This is a genomic window from Gordonia sp. CNJ-863 (assembly GCF_001942325.1).
Taxonomy (GTDB): Bacteria; Actinomycetota; Actinomycetes; order Mycobacteriales; family Mycobacteriaceae; genus Gordonia; species Gordonia alkanivorans.
This window is the reverse complement of record NZ_MKKG01000006.1, coordinates 85,866-106,873: the sequence shown is the minus strand read 5'-3', so window position 1 is coordinate 106,873 and position 21,008 is coordinate 85,866. Positions and strand designations below refer to the sequence as shown.

Annotated in this window: 17 protein-coding genes and 1 pseudogene; 13 read left to right on the top strand and 5 right to left on the bottom strand. The window is 67.8% G+C overall.

Features of this window, described 5'->3' with window-relative positions; translation table 11 throughout:
* The first annotated feature begins 43 nt into the window (after positions 1 to 43).
* On the top strand, positions 44 to 931 hold the full coding sequence (locus BJF87_RS03700; protein WP_075862657.1) for a cutinase family protein: 888 nt from the start codon (positions 44 to 46) through the stop codon (positions 929 to 931).
* 566 nt (positions 932 to 1,497) lie between these two features.
* Here the strand turns inward: BJF87_RS03700 and BJF87_RS03695 are convergent.
* Complete coding sequence (locus BJF87_RS03695) at positions 1,498 to 1,716, bottom strand: RNA-binding S4 domain-containing protein (RefSeq protein WP_035754190.1); 219 nt, start codon at positions 1,714 to 1,716, stop codon at positions 1,498 to 1,500.
* 142 nt (positions 1,717 to 1,858) lie between these two features.
* On the opposite strand from BJF87_RS03695, the pseudogene lysX reads away from it, so the two are divergent.
* The 8 genes and pseudogenes from lysX to BJF87_RS03655 all read left to right on the top strand — a co-directional run bounded on the left by lysX (position 1,859) and on the right by BJF87_RS03655 (position 13,316).
* Positions 1,859 to 5,271: pseudogene (gene lysX / locus BJF87_RS03690) on the top strand (bifunctional lysylphosphatidylglycerol synthetase/lysine--tRNA ligase LysX).
* A 3-nt stretch (positions 5,272 to 5,274) separates the two neighbouring features.
* Positions 5,275 to 6,192 (top strand): alpha/beta fold hydrolase, encoded by a 918-nt coding sequence (locus tag BJF87_RS03685; protein WP_006358872.1) that lies wholly within the window; start codon positions 5,275 to 5,277, stop codon positions 6,190 to 6,192.
* Positions 6,193 to 6,226: 34 nt separating this feature from the next.
* Positions 6,227 to 6,715 carry a ribonuclease E activity regulator RraA gene (rraA, locus tag BJF87_RS03680; RefSeq protein WP_005200809.1) on the top strand — a complete coding sequence of 163 codons (489 nt, stop codon included), beginning with the start codon at positions 6,227 to 6,229 and terminating at the stop codon, positions 6,713 to 6,715.
* 59 nt (positions 6,716 to 6,774) lie between these two features.
* On the top strand, positions 6,775 to 8,328 hold the full coding sequence (locus BJF87_RS03675; RefSeq protein ID WP_035754193.1) for a succinic semialdehyde dehydrogenase: 1,554 nt from the start codon (positions 6,775 to 6,777) through the stop codon (positions 8,326 to 8,328).
* Between the two features lie 58 nt (positions 8,329 to 8,386).
* Positions 8,387 to 9,607: a PQQ-dependent sugar dehydrogenase gene (locus tag BJF87_RS03670; RefSeq protein ID WP_075862656.1), complete on the top strand. Its 1,221-nt coding sequence runs from the start codon at positions 8,387 to 8,389 to the stop codon at positions 9,605 to 9,607.
* Positions 9,608 to 9,627: 20 nt separating this feature from the next.
* Complete coding sequence (locus tag BJF87_RS03665) at positions 9,628 to 10,488, top strand: alpha/beta fold hydrolase (protein WP_035754439.1); 861 nt, start codon at positions 9,628 to 9,630, stop codon at positions 10,486 to 10,488.
* Positions 10,489 to 10,734: 246 nt separating this feature from the next.
* A complete protein-coding gene (locus BJF87_RS03660) occupies positions 10,735 to 11,832 on the top strand; it encodes a ferredoxin reductase (RefSeq protein ID WP_006358868.1) in 1,098 nt (365 codons plus the stop codon).
* 83 nt (positions 11,833 to 11,915) lie between these two features.
* Positions 11,916 to 13,316 (top strand): acyl-CoA desaturase, encoded by a 1,401-nt coding sequence (locus tag BJF87_RS03655; RefSeq protein WP_006358867.1) that lies wholly within the window; start codon positions 11,916 to 11,918, stop codon positions 13,314 to 13,316.
* Positions 13,317 to 13,320: 4 nt separating this feature from the next.
* On the opposite strand, the gene BJF87_RS03650 is transcribed toward BJF87_RS03655, so the two are convergent.
* Positions 13,321 to 13,902 (bottom strand): hypothetical protein, encoded by a 582-nt coding sequence (locus BJF87_RS03650; RefSeq protein WP_075862655.1) that lies wholly within the window; start codon positions 13,900 to 13,902, stop codon positions 13,321 to 13,323.
* A gap of 98 nt (positions 13,903 to 14,000) precedes the next feature.
* A complete protein-coding gene (locus BJF87_RS03645) occupies positions 14,001 to 14,693 on the bottom strand; it encodes a DUF6474 family protein (RefSeq protein ID WP_075862654.1) in 693 nt (230 codons plus the stop codon).
* 116 nt (positions 14,694 to 14,809) lie between these two features.
* Here BJF87_RS03645 and BJF87_RS03640 point away from each other — a divergent pair, with 116 nt between their 5' ends.
* Positions 14,810 to 16,456, top strand: coding sequence for a TM0106 family RecB-like putative nuclease (locus BJF87_RS03640; protein WP_075862653.1), 1,647 nt, complete (start codon positions 14,810 to 14,812; stop codon positions 16,454 to 16,456).
* Positions 16,457 to 16,491: 35 nt separating this feature from the next.
* On the opposite strand, the gene BJF87_RS26560 is transcribed toward BJF87_RS03640, so the two are convergent.
* Positions 16,492 to 17,424, bottom strand: a complete 933-nt coding sequence (locus tag BJF87_RS26560; RefSeq protein WP_230461877.1) for a hypothetical protein — start codon at positions 17,422 to 17,424, stop codon at positions 16,492 to 16,494.
* 295 nt (positions 17,425 to 17,719) lie between these two features.
* Here BJF87_RS26560 and BJF87_RS03630 point away from each other — a divergent pair, with 295 nt between their 5' ends.
* The 3 genes from BJF87_RS03630 to BJF87_RS03620 all read left to right on the top strand — a co-directional run bounded on the left by BJF87_RS03630 (position 17,720) and on the right by BJF87_RS03620 (position 20,206).
* Positions 17,720 to 18,298 carry a helix-turn-helix transcriptional regulator gene (locus BJF87_RS03630; RefSeq protein ID WP_035754443.1) on the top strand — a complete coding sequence of 193 codons (579 nt, stop codon included), beginning with the start codon at positions 17,720 to 17,722 and terminating at the stop codon, positions 18,296 to 18,298.
* Positions 18,299 to 18,482: 184 nt separating this feature from the next.
* Entirely contained in the window at positions 18,483 to 18,995 is a 513-nt protein-coding gene (locus tag BJF87_RS03625; RefSeq protein ID WP_075862652.1) for a hypothetical protein, read from the top strand.
* Positions 18,986 to 20,206, top strand: coding sequence for an MAB_1171c family putative transporter (locus BJF87_RS03620; protein ID WP_075862651.1), 1,221 nt, complete (start codon positions 18,986 to 18,988; stop codon positions 20,204 to 20,206). Before BJF87_RS03625 ends, BJF87_RS03620 begins: the two co-directional genes overlap by 10 nt.
* Here the strand turns inward: BJF87_RS03620 and BJF87_RS03615 are convergent.
* Positions 20,203 to 20,964, bottom strand: a complete 762-nt coding sequence (locus tag BJF87_RS03615; RefSeq protein ID WP_075862650.1) for an SDR family NAD(P)-dependent oxidoreductase — start codon at positions 20,962 to 20,964, stop codon at positions 20,203 to 20,205. The two genes, BJF87_RS03620 and BJF87_RS03615, sit on opposite strands and share 4 nt — an antisense overlap.
* Positions 20,965 to 21,008 lie beyond the last annotated feature (44 nt).

The following is a 21,008-nucleotide window of genomic DNA, read 5'->3' as shown; positions in this document are numbered from 1 at the left end:
ATACACTCGGCCTATCGCGATCCATCCGTCGAAGGGGCAGCCCATGCGTCGAATCCTCGCCATCATGTGCACTCTGCTGTGTGCCGTATTGGGAGGGTTCGGGTTGAGCACGCCGCGTGCGGACGCGGCACCGGCCGGTTGCCCGAAGATCGACGTCCTCGCCGTTCCGGGAACCTGGTCCAACGGCGTGAGCCCGGGTGTCCTGGGTGCGGTCACCTCCGGGCTGGGGCCGGAGACCAAGGTCCCGTACGTCGGTTACGACGCGACCGCGTTCCCGTGGGAGAAGGCGATCTACGGGAAGTCGAAGGCCCAGGCCGTCGCCAACACCCGCGGCCTCGCCCTGCAGATGCTGGCGCGGTGCCCGGGCACCCGGATCGCTCTCGTCGGGTACAGCCAGGGCGCCGACGCCGCGGGTGACCTCGCGTCGGAGATCGGCACCGGGCGCGCCTTGATCCGCCCGGGTCAGGTTGCCGGCGTCGTCCTGATCTCCGATCCCCGACGATCCCGCAAGGACAACGTCGTCGGTCCGGCCCTGCGCGGTGAGGGCAGCGGCGGACCCCGCATCGACGGCATGGGCTGGCTCCTGCCGCGGGCGTTCACTCTCTGCGAGCCGTCGGACATGTACTGCAACACACCGCGGGACTTCTACATCACCCGCATCGCCGGATACCTGGCCGAGACCAGCGACCCGACGCCGAGCCAGATCCTCCAGTACCAGGCCGAGGCGGCGGTGATCGTTCGTGAGCTGCTCACCCTCGGTGGGCCCGGCGCGATCGTCCAGGAACTCGGCAACAAGCGTGCGCGCGACCAGATCATCTCGTTCAACAAGTTCTTGCAGTCGGGATCGCACGGCACCTACGGCGACTTCCAGGTCAGGCCCGGTGTCAGCGCGGTCACCTGGGCCAACCGTTTCCTCGCCGGACTGGCCTGAGCCGGTCGTTCCTCAGCTTGAACCGCGCATGCGCTGCGGGTTCGAGCGATAGAACCCCAGGATGAATTGGTCCGAGTGGATGGCATACGCCGCCGCGTTCGCTGCGTAGCATTGGTGCTGGTAGATGCCGCGTCGCTACCCGGGACGTAACGCTCGGCGTGTCATGATCGATCTAGTCGACAGGTACGACGGTCACGGTTCCGGGACACCGGGGACGTGCAATCTCACATGTCGACGGGGCTCGGGGTGAGTGGTGCAAACCACGGAAAACCCGGGAGACAGAGATGAGTACTGTCGCTACAGTAGATCAAAGTCAGAGTCCGTTGTAACGAAGTGAATGCACCAGGAAGTGATTGGTCATGAAGTTGGCTGACACCTTTCAATCGCCCCGCCGGGGCTCATTGCTCAATTCGCTCACCGGGGGGCGACTCGGCGGCCGCCGAGTCCATACGTCGACCTTTCCCGCCGAAGCGGAACGCCTCATCACGCCGGCCGAGCTCAGGCGTTTCGGCGTGAGTTCCTGATCCGGGAGGATCGGCACCGGGGGTTTCGGTAACGGGGGATTCTCACACCTCTTCGCGGGCGACCCGCACACTCATCCCGCCCACCTCGACCACGTCGCCGAGGGTGAGCTGACGACCGCGTCTGGTCTCGACCTCACCGTTGACGGTCACCAGACCGTCGGCGATGACCTCTTTGGCCTCGGCGCCGGATTCGATGAGGTTGGCCAGTTTCAAGAACTGGCCCAGCCGGATGGAGTCGTCGCGGATCGTCACGTCGTACACAGTCTGAGATCATGCCCCGTGTCCGCGGAACCGGCCACACCGGCACGACCGCATCGTTGTCCCGATGCAGATATGTGCCGCCGAATGATCGAATCAGCGTGGAGTGTCCGAGCGCGCCACCGCGGACGACTACCGTCGACGCATGGCCACCGACACCCCGCTTGCGCCGGTCGACCCGTCCAGCCCCGACGAACATCCCGAGGCGCCCCGGCGGACCCCCACCGCGGCTGACCGACGCTCGCTCGTCCTTCTCGACAAGATCAGGCGCCCTACCGGATTCGGCCGTAACGCGCCGCACATCGCGGGAACGGTCGTCGGCGTCCTGGCGACGATCGCGTTGCTGTCCAGCCTCATCCCGGCGTTCCGGCGACTGATCCACGACCCGAGACGCTACGTCGACGACTACATCATCACCCTGCCCGACACGAGCTTCGCGTGGGCGTTCGTCCTGGCGCTGATCGCCGTCGCGCTGTCGGCGCGCAAGCGGATCGCCTGGTGGATCGGCGTGATCTACCTCGTGCTGTTCATGGTCGGCAATGTGCTGTACCTGATCCCCTCGCTCGAGGACGATCTCGACGTCACGGCCTGGGACCGCACCAACATCTACATCGGCCTGGTCATCGACCTCGGCGCGCTGATCTTCCTGCTGGCCACCTACCGGCAGTTCCACACCCGGGTCCGACGCGGTGCGATCCCGGCGTCGATCGCCACCCTCGTCGTCGGTCTCGGTATCGCGACGCTACTCGGCTGGGCACTGGTCTGGGCCTTCCCCCACACGCTCACCCGGGCAGATCGGTTGCCGTACGCGTTCAACCGCGTGGTCGCCTTCGGCGCGATCGATCAGGACGCCTCCTTCGACGGGCGCCACGCGCATGTCTTCGTCAACGGTCTGCTCGGTCTGTTCGGTGCGTTGGCGCTGATCGCTGCGGCCGTTGTGCTGTTCCGGTCGCAGCGACTGCGCTGGCTGATCACCGCGGAGGACGAGTCGCTGATCCGCGCACTCATCACCCGATTCAACGACGACGATTCGTTGGCCTACTTCTCCACGCGCCGCGACAAGGCGGTCGTGTTCTCGCCCGACGGCCGCGCCGCCATCACCTACCGGGTGGAAGTCGGCGTCGGCATGGCCGGCGGCGACCCGATCGGCGATCCGGAGTCGTGGCCCGACGCCATCGCCGAATTCCTCACCCTCTGTGAGAAGTACGGCTGGCACCCGGCGTCGATCGGGTCGAGCGCGCGCGGCGCCGCGGCCTACGACGCGGCCGGGTTCGTGTCCTTGAACATCGGCGACGAGGCCATCCTCCACACGCGTGAGTTCAGCCTGAGCGGGCCGGCGATGAAGGCCGTCCGCCAGGCCGTCACCCGCACCCGGCGCGCGGGTGTCACGGTGCGCATCCGCCGGTGGTTCGACATCGACGACGCCGAGATGGCCCAGGTCGTCGCCCGCGCCGACGAGTGGCGGGACACCGACGAGGAACGCGGCTTCGCGATGGCCCTGTCGCGCGTCGGCGATCGGTCCGACAACGACTGCCTGCTGGTCGAGGCGGTCATCGACGAGGGCGCTCCCGACGAGAAGGTCGTCGGCATGCTCTCGTTCGTGCCGTGGGGCAAACGCGCTGTCTCACTGGACCTCATGCGTCGTGACCGCAGCGGACCGAATGGTGTGGTCGAGACGATGGTCGCCGAACTGTGCCGCAACTCCGAGCAGTTCGGCATCACCGAGGTCTCGCTCAACTTCGCGGCTTTCCGCGCGTTCTTCGAGCAGGGCCCGCAGATCGGTGCCGGCCCGGTCATGCGTGCCGGCTACTCCGTCTTGATGTTCGGCTCCCGGTTCTTCCAGATGGAGTCGCTGTACAAGTCCAACGCCAAGTACCTGCCGGACTGGCAGTCGCGTTACCTGTGCTTCGAGGACAGCCGAATCCTGCCCCGCGTGGGGATGGCCGCGATCGTCACCGAGGGTTTCATCACCCTGCCCAAGTTCGGTCGGGACAAGCACTTCTCCGAGGGCCGGCCGTCGATCCCGGCCGGCGTCGACGCGCCTGCGCTGATCGCCGAACTGGAAGCCGAGGCAGCAACTCCCGAGGGCTCGATCGTGCACCGGCCCGAGCAGGTGAGGGTCCGCCTCGACAAGATGGACCGGCTCGTCGAGCGTGGTTTCGATCCGTATCCGCCCGCCGACCAGCCCACCCACACCATCGCGCAGGCGCGGACGGAACCCGAGGGCACCGTCGTCACCATCGCCGGCCGCGTCACGCGTCTGCGCGACTTCGGCAAGGTGGTGTTCGCCGACATGCACGACTGGTCCGGTGAGGTGCAGATCCTCGTCGAGGAGTCGCGGGTCATCCCGGGCACTCCCGACTTCGGCACCGACGTCGATCTCGGCGACCTCATCCAGGCGCGTGGTGTCGTCGGCACCAGCCGCAAGGGTGAACTGTCGATCCTGATCGACGCCTGGCGGATCAACGGCAAGTGCCTGCGCCCCCTTCCGGGCAAGTGGGCGGGCCTCACCGATCCCGAGGCCCGTGTGCGCCAGCGCTACGTAGACCTCGCGATCAACGGGGAGAGCCGGAAGAACCTCGCGATCCGCAGCCTGGTGGTGAAGTCGTTGCGCGACTTCCTCGCCGCGCGCGGCTTCCTCGAGGTCGAGACGCCGATCCTGCAGCAGATTCACGGCGGAGCAACGCGACACCGTTCCAGACGCACATCAACGCCTACAACCTCGACCTCTACCTACGGATCGCACCGGAGCTCTACCTGAAGCGCCTCTGCGTCGGCGGCGTGGAGAAGGTGTTCGAGATCGGACGCAACTTCCGCAACGAGGGCGTCGACTTCAGTCACAACCCGGAGTTCACGAGCCTGGAAGCCTATGAGGCGCACAGCGATTACCTGAAGATGCTGGACCTCACCCGCGAGATGATCCAGCACGCGGCGACGGCGGCCTACGGTGAGCCGGTCATCATCCGTACCGACGCCGACGGAAACGAAGAGCGCGTGGACATCTCGGGGGAGTGGCCGGTGAAGACCGTCCACGAGGTGGTGTCCGAAGGTGCGGGAGAAGAGATCACCGCGGAGACCTCGGTCGAACAACTCCGCGCAGTGTGCGACCGTCTCGAGATCAACTACCGCCCGGACTGGGATGCCGGACAGATCGTGCTGGAACTCTACGAACACCTCGGCGAGGACCGCACGACGTTCCCGACCTTCTACACCGACTTCCCGACGTCGACGTCGCCGCTGACGCGCGCGCACCGCAGCAAGCCCGGCGTCGCCGAGCGCTGGGACCTGGTGGCGTGGGGTGTGGAGCTCGGCACCGCCTACACCGAGCTGACCGATCCGGTCGAACAGCGCAAGCGTCTCACCGAGCAGTCGATCCTGGCCGCCGGCGGCGACCCGGAGGCGATGGAGCTCGACGAGGACTTCTTGCAGGCACTCGAGTACGCGATGCCACCCACGGGTGGTCTGGGCGTGGGCGTCGACCGCGTGGTCATGCTGATCACCGGTCAGTCGATCCGCGAATCGCTGGCCTTCCCGCTGGCCAAACCGCAGGACGCCTGACGCATGGCTCCCACCGACGGTGACGAACCCGCAGCGCCGGGCACGTTCGTCACTGTCGGGGATCATCGGCTGCACGTGCTCGACGAGGGGTCGGGGCCGCCGCTGCTTCTGATGGCGGCGCTGGGCAGCAACTGGTTCGACCTCGACCCGCTGGTGGCCCGGCTCTCGGCGTCGTGGCGGGTGATCCGCTACGACCGCCCGGGTTACGGGTTGTCGAGCCCGGTCGGGCGGCAACATCTTCCGACCCTCCTCGGCGAGGTCGACCGGATGGTCGCGGTACTCGATGCCCGCGGTGTGACCGAACCCGTTGTCGTGGTGGGTCATTCGCTGGCATCGCTGTATGTGGAGGCCTTCGCCCGGCAGAATCCCGGCCGGACTGCGGGCGTGGTCGTGCTCGACGGCTCCTATGTGCTCGTGCCGTGGCGCCTGGTGCCGTTGTCGTTCCGGGTCGGGAACGCACACCGGCTGATGGGGGCGGCGCGTGCGGTGACGAGTCGCGTCGGTATCCAGCGCTGGCCGAGCCTGCAGGTGTGGAAGCGGGTCGTGCCGGCGCCTCCCGAGGGTCGCGGTGAACAACAACGACGTTGGGGAGCCCGGATCTTCGGGCAGCCGCCGTTCCTGCTGGCCATGCTCGTCGAGAACGCCGCCTTCGGTTCGATGAACAAGACTCTGCGCGGCCTGCGTCGAACCGCCCCGATGCCCCGCGTGCCCGTCGTCGTCGTGGTCGCCTCGTCGACGCTGCGCGGCTGGCGGGTGTTATGGGAGTGGAAGCAGCGGCGCTATTCGGACATCCTCGGCGCCGATGAGGTCGTCGTCCTGCCGCGGGCCAAGCACTTCCTGGTCTCGGAGCGCCCGGACGAGGTCGCGGAGATCATCGACGGTCTCGGGGGAGAACGGCTACCCGAACCTACCCGGGAGTAACCCGGAACTTGCGGTAACACCTAAACTGGTCGGCATGAGCGAGCTGACCTTCACCCCGACGGCTGATCTCGTCGACGAGATCGGGGCCGACGTCCGTAGTTGCGACACCCAGTTCACGCAGTACGGCGGGAACCGCGAGTTCGTCGGACGCGTCACCACCGTCAAGTGCTTCCAGGACAATGCCCTGCTCAAGTCCATCCTGAGCGAGTCCAACCCGGGCGGCGTGCTGGTCATCGACGGCGACGCGTCGGTGCACACCGCGCTGGTCGGCGACATCATCGCCGAACTCGGCCGATCCAACGGCTGGGTGGGGATCATCGTGAACGGCGCCATCCGCGACGCCAAGACCATCGGCGGGATGGCGATCGGCGTCAAGGCGCTGGGCACCAACCCCCGCAAGTCCACCAAGACCGGCGCCGGCGACCGTGATGTGCCGCTGTCGATCGGTGGCGAGACCTTCAACCCGGGCGACATCGTCTACTCCGACGACGACGGCATCGTGCTCGTCGGTCCCGAGAGCTGATCGCGCCGGTCCGCGACCGTCCATCGTAACGACCCGAGCCTGCACTGAGGAGACCCGAAATGCCGAAGCCCACCGCCGAATATTTCGCCCGTCTCGGGGCCCTCGTCGCGATCGACGACGCCGCGAGCCGTCCCACCCGGTCGGTGCTCGAGGCCTTCAGCGGCACCGAGATGGCCACCATCCCGGTCGCGACGGCCGAAGACCTGGAGACCGCGGTCGCCCGTGCGCGGCAGGCGCAGCAGGGGTGGGCGGCCCGGACCCCGGCCGAACGCGCCCAGATCATCGACAAGTTCTCCGACCTCGTCTTCCGCAACGCCGAGTCGCTGATGGACATCGCGCAGGCCGAGACCGGCAAGGCCCGGATCTACGCGCAGGAGGAAGTGATCGACGTCGCGATCACCGCGCGTCACTATGCGACCGCCGGACCCAAGCTGCTCGCCGACCGAAAGGTCAAGGGCATGCTGCCCGGCGCGACCAGCGTCCGGGTGCGTCACCTGCCCAAGGGCGTCATCGGCGTGATCAGCCCGTGGAACTACCCGCTGACGCTCGCCGTCTCGGACGCCGTCGCGGCACTCGTCGCCGGCAACGGCGTGGTCGTCAAGCCCGACAGCCAGACCCCGTACTGCGCTTTGGCGCTGGCGGAACTGCTGTACGAGGCAGGTCTCCCGCGTGAGCTGTACGCAGTGGTCCCGGGACCGGGAAGCGTCGTGGGGCAGGCGATCATGACCTCGACCGACTACGTGATGTTCACCGGGTCGTCGGCCACCGGTGCCACCCTCGCCGAGCAGGCGGGGCGTCGGCTCATCGGTTTCTCGGCCGAGCTGGGCGGCAAGAACCCCCTGGTCATCACCGCGAACGCCGACATCGCCAACGCCGTGCAGGGTGCCGCCCGCGCCTCTTTCTCCAACTCGGGTCAGCTCTGCATCTCGATCGAGCGGATCTACGTCGACAAACGGATCGCCGACGAGTTCGCCGAGCGGTTCGCGGCATTTGTCTCGATGATGAAGCTCTCGGGCGCTTACGATTTCACCGCCGACATGGGTTCGCTGGCCTCGGCCGCACAGATCGACACCGCGGAGGCGCATGTCCAGGACGCGGTCGCCAAGGGCGCCAAGGTCCTCGCCGGCGGCAAGCGCCGTCCCGACCTGGGCCCGTTCTTCTTCGAGCCGACAGTGCTGACGGACGTCACCGACGACATGGTCTGCTACGGCAACGAGACCTTCGGGCCGGTCGTCTCGATCTACCCGGTCGACTCGACGGACGAGGCCATCAAGCTCGCCAACGACACCGAATACGGGCTCAATGCAAGCGTTTTCGCGGGCAGCAGCGCCGAGGCGCAGGCCGTCGCCGAACGCCTGCGGGCCGGCACCGTGAACATCAACGAGGGGTACGCCGCTGCGTGGGCGTCGACCGCCGCACCGATGGGCGGCATGGGCATCTCCGGTGTGGGCCGACGCCACGGCGAAGAGGGTCTGCTCAAATACACCGAGGCACAGACGATCGCCGAGCAGCGCTTCATCGGGATCGACCGCGCCCCGTTTGTCCCCAGGAACATCTACCGGGCGATCACACCGGCCGCGGTCCGCGCCCTGAAGTACCTACCCGGCCGCTAGGTCTCGATCTCGCCGTTTCGCCACGGCCCGCCGCCGGGTCGTGGTTACGGTGAGCCCTGTGACCCCGACACGTCGTGAACGCAGGACACTCATCCGCTCGGCGGCCCGCGGGCTCACGACGATCACCGCGTCGGCGGCCGCGATCGCCGGGATGCTCGTCGCGGCCCCGGCGGCGCACGCCCAGGCGCCGCTGCAGGTCTCGACGGTCACCGCCGGGCGGACGATTCCCTGGGGCGTCGTCGTGGCACCCGACAGGACGATTCTGACCGGTGAGCGTGCGGGGAGATTCGTCGCCGTGCGCCCAGGCGGGAAGCGCGTCGACGTCCGGGCCGACCTGTCGAAGATCTTCGCGGTCCACGAGGCTGGGCTGATGGGACTCGCCATCGATCCGCGCTTCTCCGAGAACCGGCGGGTGTACTCATGTCAGGCGGAGTACACCGTGCCCGGCGCATTCACCGTCCCCGAGCCGCTGGCCGGCGCACCCATTCCGGCGCCGCAGACCGGCCAGACCACCAAGGTGGTGTCGTGGCGGGTCAGCGCGGATTGGACGCGGATGACTCGGGAACGGACGCTTCTCGGCAACATCCCGGTGAACTCCTCCGGCAGTCGCGCCGGCTGCGGACTCGCCGCCGCCGCCGACAGCATCTGGGTCGGCACCGGCGACACCGGCACCCCGTCGTTCGCCCAGGACCGGAAGTCGCTGGGCGGCAAGGTCTTGCACATCAACCTCGATGGCACACCGGCACCGGGCAATCCGGACCCGCGCAGCCCGGTGTACAGCCTCGGCCACCGGAACGTCCAGGGCGTCGCAGTGGCCCCCGGCAGCGGTCGCGTCTACGCGGTCGAGCAGGGGACGAGGCGCGACGACGAGCTGAACCTGATCGTCGCCGGCGGCAACTACGGCTACAAACCCGACCGCACCCCATTGATCTACGACGAGTCCGTGCCGATGACCGACACCGGCCGGGTCCCCGGCGCTGTCGGGCCGGTGTGGTCGTCGGGGAACTCGACGATCGCGACGCCGGGCATCGCCTTCCTGCCCGACACCGGCTGGGGACCGTACAGCGGAGGACTCGTGCTCACCGCGCTGAAGGGGAAGCGACTGGTCTTCCTGAAGCTCTCCGACGACGGACGCCGGGTGGTGTCGAAGACCGAGGCCCTCGAGCAGAAGCACGGCCGTCTGCGGAGTGCTGCCGTGGCACCCGACGGGTCACTGGTGCTGACCACGAGCGACGGCGACGGTTCCGACCGCATCCTGCGGGTGCGCTGGGAGGACTGAGAGTGGCGCGAGGTCACGGAATGGGCGGTCGGACCACCGACAGGTTGACGACGTTCCGGCGCGGTCGGCACACCTTCGACGTCGTCGACGCCGGCCCGCCCGACGGGGAACCGATCGTGTTGCTGCACGGTTTCCCGCAGCGGGCGAGCTCGTGGGATCTCGTCGCTCCGCTGTTGCACGACAAGGGTTTCCGTACGATCGCCCCGGATCAGCGCGGCTACTCGCCCGGGGCGCGACCCACCCGGCGCCGGGACTACGTCCAGGGCGAGCTGGTGGCGGACGTGCTCGCGCTGCTCGACGCCGCGGGCCTCGACGATGCGCACATCGTCGGCCACGACTGGGGTGCGGCGGTGGCGTGGACGCTCGCGGCCCATCACCCTGATCGGGTGCGTACGCTGACCGCACTGTCGGTTCCACATCCGGGTGCGTTCCTGCAGGCGATGCCCCGCGGACAGTTCCTCCGGTCGTGGTACATGCTGGCGTTCCAGATCCCGGTGCTGCCCGAGAAGCTACTCGGGCGGTTGATGACGACGCGACCGGATTTCGGTGTGCGGATGGGGCTCCCGGAGCCGTTCGCCTCCCGCGTGGTTCCCGACATCGCCGAGTACGGTGCGTTGCCCGGAGCGCTCGGCTGGTACCGCGCGATGCCCATCCCCGACAAGCGGTCGGTGCCGGCCCAGGTGAAGGTGCCCACGTCATATCTCTGGGGAGACCGCGACATCGCCCTCGGCAGGGTCGGTGCGCAACTGACCTCGGGGTGGGTCGACGCTCCCTACGACTTCGTCGTCCTGCCGGGTGCCGACCATTGGCTCCCGGAATCCCGGCCCGACGACGTGGCGGTCGCGATCTGCAGGTGCATCGACTCGTCCGTCGCCCGATAGATCCCACTTGCCGGAGAACGTGGCCGGATTGATGCCCCGACCTGGGTTTGAAGCGGCTTTCCGGTGGTAATACGGCCGTTGTGAACCGATCTGATCGAGTGACTCACCCTGCGGCGCCAGAGGTCGTAGGGTCAGACTCAGATCGCTCGGAGGGTACCCATGAAGCAGCTCGTGGGCACCAAGAGGCAACCGACGACCCATTGCGAGGTCTCGTGACACGAATCGAATTGCGACAAAGGCTGTTCCGTGGCTGAGCGCGGCGCAGCACCCAAGGTCTCCCCGCTGCGTCGAGGTTTTCTCGGCGCGATCCGACACCTGTTCAATCCTCTGCACCCCGACGACTACCTGGAGCTGATCAATCCGCTCTGGACCACGCAGGAGCTGCGCGGACGGGTCGTCGAGGTACGTCCCGAGGGCGCGGATGCGGCCACGGTGTGGATCAAACCGGGCTACGAGTGGCCTGGTCACCAACCGGGGCAGTATGTCCGTCTCGGCGTGGTCATCGACGGCGTGTTCCATTGGCGCGCTTACTCGCTGACCTCCGATCCGCATCCGCGTGACGGTCTGATCAGCGTGACGCCGAAGCTGGTGGAGGAGGGGACGGTCTCGCCCTATCTCGTCCACCGCGTGCGCCCGGGGGAGATCGTGCGGCTCGGTGAGATCGAGGGCGTCTTCACGCTCCCCGATCCGTTGCCGGAGAAGATGCTGTTCATCAGTGCGGGCAGCGGGATCACCCCGATCATGAGCATGCTCCGCGACCTCGACCACCGCGATCGGGTCGACGATGTGGTCGCCATCCACTCGGCGCACAGTGACGAACAGGTGATGTTCAGATCCGATCTCGAGTCGATGGACGAGCGGCACGACGGATTCGACCTGACGCTGCGCATCACGAGCCGGGACGGCCGGATCAAGGCGGCCGACCTCGACGAACTCTGTCCGGACTGGCGTGAACGGCAGGCCATGTGTTCCGGACCGCGTGAGCTTCTCGACAGCCTCGTCGAGCATTTCGAGTCCGAGGGTGTCGGCGACCGGATCCATCTCGAACGTTTCCAGCCGATCATCGGCGGGAATGCCGGTGAGGGTGAGGGGGGCACCGTCCGGTTCACGCGCAGTGACACCGAGGTGACCTGCGAGCCGGGCCAACCGATCCTCGTCGCAGGCGAGGAGAACGGTATGCAGCTGAAATTCGGCTGCCGGATCGGTATCTGCCACACCTGCACCGGGGTTCTCAAGCAGGGGAGCATCCGGGACCTGCGGACCGGCGAGGTCAGTTCGCCGGAGGGATCGAGCATCCGCATCTGCGTGAACACCGCCGAGGGAGACGTCGACGTCGAGCTCTGATCGGCCGTCACACCTACTCCACCGACCGAAGGTCAGGATCTACACCGTCGACCGAAGGTCAGGATTGACCGGGAGGAACAATTATGACAACCACCGATTCCGGACAGCGCGTGACCAACCCGTTGGCGCACCTCGATCAGGAGACGATCGACAAGCTCGCCGAGGAGTTCGACGCCATCCACGACGAGGTCTACAGCGACCTCGGCGACCGCGACCGGCGCTACATCAAGACCGTCATCGCCACCCAGCGCCAGCTCGCTGCGCTGGGACGCATCGTGCTGCTCAACTCGCGTTCGCGGGGCGCATGGGTCGCCGGGACGGCGTGCCTCGGTATGGCCAAGATTCTGGAGAACATGGAGATCGGCCACAATGTGATGCACGGCCAGTGGGACTGGATGAACGATCCCTACATCCATTCGTCGGTGTGGGACTGGGACACCGCCTCCACGGCCGAGGCGTGGAAGCATTCCCACAACTACATCCACCACACGTTCACCAACATCCGCGGCAAGGACAAGGATCTCGGCTACGAGATCATGCGGATCGACCCGAACCAGAAGTGGCATCCGGTCTATCTGCTCCAGCCGTTCTACAACGTCCTGCTCACCGCCTTCTTCGAGTGGGGTGTCGCGCTGCACGATCTCGACCTCGAGGCGATCCGGCGCGGTGAGAAGCCGATGTCGGAGCTGGCCAAGGACCTCAAGGGCATCGCGGGCAAGATGCGTCGCCAGGTCGTGAAGGACTACGTCGGCTGGCCGGCGATCAGTGCGGGCGCATTCCTGTTGAGCCAGGCCGCGACCGGCGGGGCGATCCGTCAGCCGTCGACCTCACGGATCGGCAACGTGATCCGACGCCGCGGCGGCCGGCGCGGGAAGGCCGCGGCGAAGTTCGCCGATCAGGTCCTGCCCGGTGCGGAGAGCACTTTCCTGCGAACACTGACCGCGAACTTCACCGCCAACATCATCCGGAACGTCTGGGCGCACGCGATCATCTTCTGCGGCCATTTCCCGGACCAGACATACACATTCAGCAAGGAAGAAACCGAGAACGAGACCCGCGGCGGCTGGTATGTCCGCCAGCTCGTCGGTGCGGCGAACATCGAGGGCAGCCCGCTGTTCCACATCATCAGCGGCAACCTCGGCTACCAGGTGGAGCACCACCTGTACCCCGACATGCCGAGCACCCGGTACGCAGAGGTCGCACCCAAGGTGAAGGACATCTGCGAACGCTACGGATTGCCTTACAACACAGGACCTTTCGGACAACAGTGGGGCCAGGTCCACCGCACCATCGCGCGCCTGGCGTTCCCCGGCGGCAAGGCGCGCCCGAAGCCGGGACCGTACCACCGGCCGCCGCACTCGCGGGGCGAGGAACCGGGTCCGAGCGAAGCCGCACGCTTCCGCGGACGGCTCCCCGCCGAACACCCGAACGCCGGACCCGAGCACGAGTCGGGCGGCGTCGAGGTCTCACCGCCGCCGCGGTAGCCCCTCAGCGCAGGACGCGCCGCAGCACCACGAACACCAGCATCGCCACGACCGCCGCCAGCCCCGCGTAAGCGGGGGGGAGGTTGGTCGTCGGCGGCTCGGTGGGTGCACCTGATCGCAGCTGGGCGAAAGTGGCTCGCGCAGCATCGGATTCGGCGACGACGTCAACCGGCGGATGCGCCGGTGTCGGCGCGGGGGCGGGGGCGGGAGCCGGCATCGGGGTCTCCGGGGCGGCCGGGGTTTCGGCGACGGGCACCTCGGTGACGGGAGGTACCGACTTTGGGGGTGCCTTCTTCTCCGGCGCCTTCTTCTGGGCGGCCTTCTTCGCGGGTGCTTTCTTCGCGGCCTTCTTGGTGGGTGCTTTCTTCGCGGCCTTCTTGGTGGGTGCTTTCTTCGCGGCCTTCTTGGTGGGTGCTTTCTTGGCCGGGGCCTTCTTCGGCGCAGGTTTCGGTGGGGTCGCCTGCTCGGGGGCCGGCGTCGCATCCGGTTGAGCCGGTCCGGGATCGGCCGCCGCCGACTCCTGGGGAGGTTCGTCGTTGTTCGCACCGTCGTCGGACGGCGTGACGTTCGGCTCCTGCTCGGTCATACGGCGCTCCCTTGCGTGTGTCCCGGCCTTGCGTGTGTCTCCGGGGTGTGCGCGCAGGGGAGATCCCCGACGCGACGCGTGGAACCCATCTTAGAGGTTCAGGAGCGAACGCCGAGGCGCGCGAGGATGTCGGCGTCGATGGCGACGAGCTCGTCGTCGATCGCCTGGTGGGCCGTCCGGCGCTGCCCGGCCGACATGGTCTCGGCCGCGCCGACCGCGATGTCCAGGTTGTCCAGACGCTGGGTCATCGCCGTGACGAAGTCCTTGGCGTCGGCGCTGGTGTCCTGCGCGACGACCTTGTCCAGGGTGGTGCGCGTGGTCGCGATCCGGGCGGACAGGGCGGCACCGTGGCCGCTGAACTGGCGCAACACTTCTGGCGACACACCCGCACGACTGGCCTGCAGCGCCGAGAGCTGTGCGCGACCCGCGACCGCCGCGCGGTAGGCGATCGGGACGGCGATGGGCGCCACGAGGCGAGCGACCGTGAGGTAGCGCTTGACGCTGGCCGGGCTGAACACCTTGGCGTCGGCGGCTGCCTTCGCCTCGGCACTGGCCCTCTTGGTCTCGGCCTTGACGACCTTCTCCTGGGCCTTGGCCAACTGCTTGGCGGTCTTGCGCTCGGCCTTCAGATCCTTCTCGAGGTACTTGTGTTCGGTCTTGCGACGAGCCTTCTGTTCCTTCCGCCGGTGCTTGGCGTCGAACTTCGCCTCGAGCTTGGCTCTCGTCTTGAGAGCTTTGGCCTCTGCGCGGCGCTGAGCGCGAGACCTACCGTCGGAGGACAACAAACCCATCGAATGACCTTTCGCTGCTGCCGAGTGGACCGCTGCGGGCGTGGTAACAAGTACAAGCATGACACGTGGCCCGCCGGGGCCACGCGTCCGACTGCTCGAGCCGAGAAAGGGATGGCGTGGCCTCTGTGGTGTTGTCGCCGCGCGATCTGGCGGGTTGCGAGCACCGGGTCGCCCTCGACTTCGGTCACGAGGGGCGTCCCGGTACCGAACCGGACCCGCCCGGCGTCCAGCGACGCAAGGAGGCCGCGGCCGACCATCGGGCCGCGGTCCGTGATCTGCTCCGCGGCATCCACAGCGATCAGCCGGGCGCGTTCGTCGCCGTCGACCCGCAGTCCCGGGCCGTGGACCGGGTTGCCGCCACCATGAAGGCCTGCGACGCGGGTGCCGCGTGGATCTGGAATGCTGCGCTGCCCACCGACGTCGAGCACGGGCGGCGGGGCCACGCCGAACTCCTGGTGAGGGTGGGGGACGGATACGTCCCGGTCATCGTCGTCAACCACCGGGTCACCCAGCCCGCGAAGACCGCCCCGGATCCGAGCCGCCCGCCGACCCTGGTCACCAGCCCGCTCTGGGGCTGGGCGCCCAGCCCCGATCCGTATCGCACCGCCCGGCCCAACCGGCGCGACGCACTACGCCTCGCCCAGCTCACCGCGATGCTGGTCGAGATCGGTCGCACTCCGTCATCGGAGAGCGGGGGTCTGCGCGGCGGCGTGATCGGAGTCGACGCCGACTGCATCGTCGTGCACGACACCGGTGCGATGCTCGACGACTACAACGAGGTCCTGGACCGCCGTCGGGCGATCGCGGCGCAGCAGGTGCCGACCGAACCACGACGCGTCGCCGAATGCCGGTCGTGTCCGTGGTGGGTCAAGTGCGGTCCGGAACTGGAGGCCGTCCGCGACGTGTCGCTCGTCGCCACCGGAAACCAGGGCACGGCACTCATCGAGGCGGGCATCACCACGATCGACCAGCTCGCCGCACACCGCGGGGATCCGCCCGAGAACTGGCCGGGCAGTGCACGATTCGACGATGCGGTGATCGGCGCGATCGCCTGGCTCACCGGAACCGAGCTCGTCCGGCGCCTCGACACCCCGCGGGTGTACCGCGCCGACGTCGAGGTCGACGTCGACATGGAGAGCTTCGGCGAACACGGTGCCTACCTGTGGGGCACACTGCGCACCGACACCACCGCACCCGACGAGCCCGTGGTGTACCGGCCGTTCGTCACCTGGGACCCGCTGCCCACGCGCGACGAGGCGAGGTCGTTCGCCGAGTTCTGGGCCTGGCTGACCGCCGAACGGCTCGCCGCCCGGCAGAGCGGGAAGACCTTCGCGGCGTACTGCTACTCACAACAGGCGGAGAACCGGTGGCTGCTGGGCTCGGCCGACCGGTTCGCCGGCGAACCCGGTATCCCGACGCGCCGCGAGGTGGAGGCGTTCATCGCCTCCGACGAGTGGGTCGACATCTACGAGGCCGTCGGCGAGAACTTCATCTGCCCCCGCGGCAAGGGACTGAAACGGGTCGCGCCCGTCGCCGGGTTCGCGTGGCGCGACGAGGACGCGAGCGGCGAGGCGTCGATGGAGTGGTACAGCGCCGCGGTCGCGCTGGGCGGTGGACGCCCCGATCTCGGTCAGCGCAAGCGGTTGCTGGAATACAACGAGGACGACGTGCGGGCCACAAAGGCGTTGCGGGAGTGGATCTCCGGGAGTGCCGTCGAGGACATTCCCCACGAACGCGATCTGCTGGCCCGGACCGACTACTGACCTGCCGAGACGGTGGGGGTGGCTCAGGGGAGCCGTCAGAAACGCAGGGTGCGCAGCGACTCCAGGAACGATCCGCTGCCGAACAGGGCGACCGCGCCCAGCAGCATCAGGCCACCGGGGGCCACGCCGACCAGGAACTTCTTGACCCCGGTCAGGACCGTATCGGGGGACGAATCGGGCAGAGCCTGCGCCGGGCCATCCGACGGTCCCTGCGGGCTCGACACCAGGGCTGCCGACTCGTCCGACTCGTCCGAATCGGGTTCCGGTGTCTCGATATTCGAGGTCTCGCCGGCTCGGGGAGCGTCGGCTTCCGCGCCTGCAGGCGCCCCGGCTGCGGGTGCTCCGGGCGGTGCCGCTGCGGCGGGGGGACCGCTGGGGGCGGCAACAGTGGGGACCGCGGCAGGTGCGGGAGGGGTTCCCTCTCCGTCGCCAGGTGGGGTGGCGACGGTCGGGGGCAGCGGAGCCGACGGCACGTTCGGCTCTACGTTCACCGGCGGGAGTGGGACCACGACCCCGGTCGTCGAGGACTTCGTCGACGACCCGGTTGCCGAGGTCTCCGACGTCGCCGGAGTCTCCGAGCTCTCCGAGCTCTCCGACGGGGAGGATTCCGGCGTCGAGCTCCCGGACGGCGTTCCGGTGCCGGTGCCCGACGGGGTGCCATGACCGTGGTGTCCGTGTCCGTGTCCGTGCCCGTGGTGCCAGGAGCTCCCCGGGTTGCCGGTCCCGGTCGGTGGCAGGACCCCGTCGCCGTCGCCGTCGCTGGAGTCGCCGTCGGAGTCGTCGGCGCTGTATGCGCCTGATCCGCCCGATCCGCTGTGACCCGGTCCGGGGTCGCCGGAACTGATCGGGGCCGTCGAGGCGATTCCGGGAGTGAGAGTGAGGAACGCGATCATCGCCAGGACGGCACAGAAAGCTGCCACGGATCGACGCCGCCGGTCACCCCGCGGCGCCGGAATGCGATGGGTCATCGATCGGCTCCGGGCGTACAGTTGTCGGTGAGATCCAAGGGGTCGGGACGTGACCTCACGGCCCAACGGGCGTTGCAGTGAAGCTCCCAGATCATGTGTCGTAAGCAGTCCGACAACGCGTTACCCCCCGAAATGTGAAGAACGCCACACTAACGTTCGTTACATCATCACCACAGGTGATACGCATGGTGTGCGACGGTCCGGTACGTTCTGACCGTACCGGTCATTGCAACGGCCGAGTACAGCGGGCTTTAATGTTTGCAAATTCAAGTTTTGCATTTCGGAGAAGATGGTCATGACTTCAGGAGGGGCGGAGAAGCCTATGGGCGACACCGGACGCACCGACCCCGATCGTTCGAGAACGAAGGAATCGGATGCACTCGATCCGGGGTTGTTCGCCCGGCGACTCGAGGAGCTTTTTCGGACCGTACCCGGTCCGAACGGGAGGGCATACAGTGCCAAGGCGATTGCGGCGCGGTCGACGGAGCGAGGGTTCCGTCTGGGTGAGTCGTATCTGAGCCAGTTGCGGTCGGGGAAGGCGAAGTCCCCGTCGTTCCGCACCGTCGAGGGAATCGCGGCCGCATTCGGGGTCGACGTACACTACTTCCTCGAGGATCGGGCCGCGCAGCGCACCCGCGACGAGATCGATCTGATGCGGTTGCAGGCGGACACCAACGTACAGCTGGCCGCATTCCGCCTGGCGGGACTCTCGAGCGATTCGGTCACCGTGGTGAACGAACTGATCAAGGTGCTGCGAGAGCAGCAGGGGCTGCCGAAGGATCCACCGGACGTCATCGCAGCAGGACTCAGCGACGAGAAGAAGCCGTCGGCTGATTCGCGCCTGCGTGTGGTCGGGGAGCCGAACGAGGAATGACCTGGTTCTCGGCCTGACGGTCGACAACCGCGTCGCACGGGTCGACGGGCGTCGGACAGAGAAAATGGGCCGTGGGGTGTCGGCCCAGACAAGTCCGAACCGGTGACCGCCTCGTGGCCGTCCGTTCCTCGGGTCGGTGGACACCGATCGCCTGCCCTTGCGGGGTCATGGTTCGATTGTGCGCATGCGTCGATCCGAGCGTGCTCTGCGTGTGCTGTGCCGCACCGCGTTGCGTGGACTCGATCTCGATCTCCCGCTGGACGTCACTCAGCTGTGTGACCGGTACGGCGAGCGACGGGGTCGTCCGATCCGGTTGCTCGCCCATCCGTTGCCCAGTGGTGCGCCCAATGGGATCTGGTTGGCGGCTGCCGACGCGGACTACTTCTTCTATCAGGCGAACACCTCGCCGTTGCATCGCGACCAGATCGTCATCCACGAGTTCGGGCATCTCATCGCCGGCCACCAGATGCTGGCCGAGGTATCCGTCGAAGGGCTGGCCGCACTCACACAGGACTCGTCCGACGCGGCGCTGCGTCGGACCTGCTACTCCGACGGCCGTGAGTGGGAGGCCGAGATGCTGGCGTCGATGATCCTCACCTGGGCCGAGGATGCCAATACCGGCGTCGGAAGTACTGCCGCGCACGACGAGCTCCGGGGCCTCCAGCGTCTGCTGGGTGGGCACCGCGGATGGCTGTGACCGGGCCGGCCGGCGACGCCGCCACGGTCCTCGTCCTCGCTCAGGGTGTCGAGGCAGGGATCGGCATCGTCAACGCGCTGGCGGGCGTGATCTTCGCGATCGCGCTCTGCTGGCGACTGGACCAGATCCGCCGGGCCGGCTGGGGACTCCAGCCGCTGGCGATGATGGTCGCGGTCGCGTCGCTGACCGTCGCCTTCGTCGTGGTCAACGAGGCAGTGGCGTCCGAGCTCGACACCAGGGGATTCGAAGGACTGTCGAGGGTGGCGTTCTACGCACTCCTCGCGATCGGGGTGGCCGCGCTGGTCGTGGTGTTCTTCTTCCCCGACCGGGTGTCCCGCGAACGACGCGCCGGATGGGAGGCGCTCCCGCTCGTCGCGTCGCTCATCGGTCTCCAGATCACCATGCTGGTGATCCCGGCCGAGATCCGCACCGCGACGATCAGCGAATGGACGGTCCAGAACTGGGGCTTCGCACTGTTCATGCTGATCGCGAGCGGTTACCTCGCCTACGGCTTCCTGGCTTGCGTCAACAGTGTCCGGAAGTTCTACTCGACGGCGGACGGGTACCTGCGCGTGTCGTTGGGGCTGCTCATGGCCGGGCTCGGATTCCTGGCGCTCGGGGCGATCGCGCAGATCGTGTTCGTGGCGGTCAGTGCGACGAATGTCGCGAGGTCCCCGTGGCTCGTGACCACCAACCGGGTCCTGGCGGTCATCGGTGTCGTGTCGTTCCTGCTGGGCATCAGCTATCCGATGGTCTACTCCAAGGTGCAGACCCTCGTGGCGAACCGGCGTCGTCGTCGACTCGACACCGAACTTCTGCCGTTGTGGCGTCTGGTGACCGGCGCGGTACCGGAGGTGGTGCTGCCCCACACGGGGCAGCTGTCCCCGACGCCACTGCTCCATCGGCGCGTGGTGGAGACACGTGACGCGCTGACCCAGATCAGTCCCCATCTGCCGCCGGTCTTCGAGTATGCCCAGGTGGACGTGCAGGCCCGGTTGTTGCGCACCGCGGTCTCGGAGATGGACGCGGCGGCGAACGGGTCCGGAAACGCGATCAGCGGCGCGGTCCGCGACCTCGCCCCCGCCGACGGCGAGGGTCTGGAAGCGGATGCCGCACCGCTGATCAGGTTGTCCGCGGAGCTGCTGCGGACCGACGGCGCCGAGGTGTCGCACGTCGGTCGCTCAGCCGAGGGCCGGGATTCGGGGCTCTAGCGCGGAGCCATCCGGATCGCGCCGTCCATGCGGATGGTCTCGCCGTTGAGGTAGTTGTGCTCGACGATGAACTCCGCGAGCTGTGCGTATTCGTCGGGCTCGCCGAGACGCTGCGGGAACGGGATCGCCTCGGCGAGGGTCTTCTGGAACTCGGGGGTGACACCAGCGAGCATCGGGGTGCTGATGGTGCCCGGGGCGATGGTGCAGACGCGCACGCCGATCCGGGCGAGGTCGCGAGCAGCCGAGATCGTCATCGCGTGGACGCCGCCCTTCGACGCGGCGTAGGCGATCTGACCGATCTGGCCCTCGAAGGCCGCCACCGAGGCGGTGTTGATGATGACGCCGCGCTGGCCGTCACCGTCGATGGTCGACTCCTCCGACATGCGGTTGGCGGCCAGTCGCATGACGTTGAAGGTGCCGACCAGGTTGATGTCGATGATCTTGCGGAACAGGTCCAGTTCGTGCGGGCCGTTCTTGCCGAGAATGCGTGCGGCCCATCCGACGCCGGCGCAGTTGACGGCGACACGCAGCGGTGCGCCCGACTCGGCGATGGTGTCGATGGCGCCCTGGACCTGCGCTTCGTCGGTGACGTCGGCGGCGATCAGGGTGACGCCGTCGGTGGGTGCCGCCTTGTCGATCGAGGCCTGCAGGTCGAGGCCGAAGACCTGCGCGCCTGCGGCGGCGAAGCGACGGGCGGTGGCTGCGCCGAGGCCCGATGCCCCGCCGGTGACCAGAACGGAAGCGCCTGAAACGTCCATGGGTGTAGTAGTCCTTTCGCGGTACCGATTGCCGCCGGACCCGT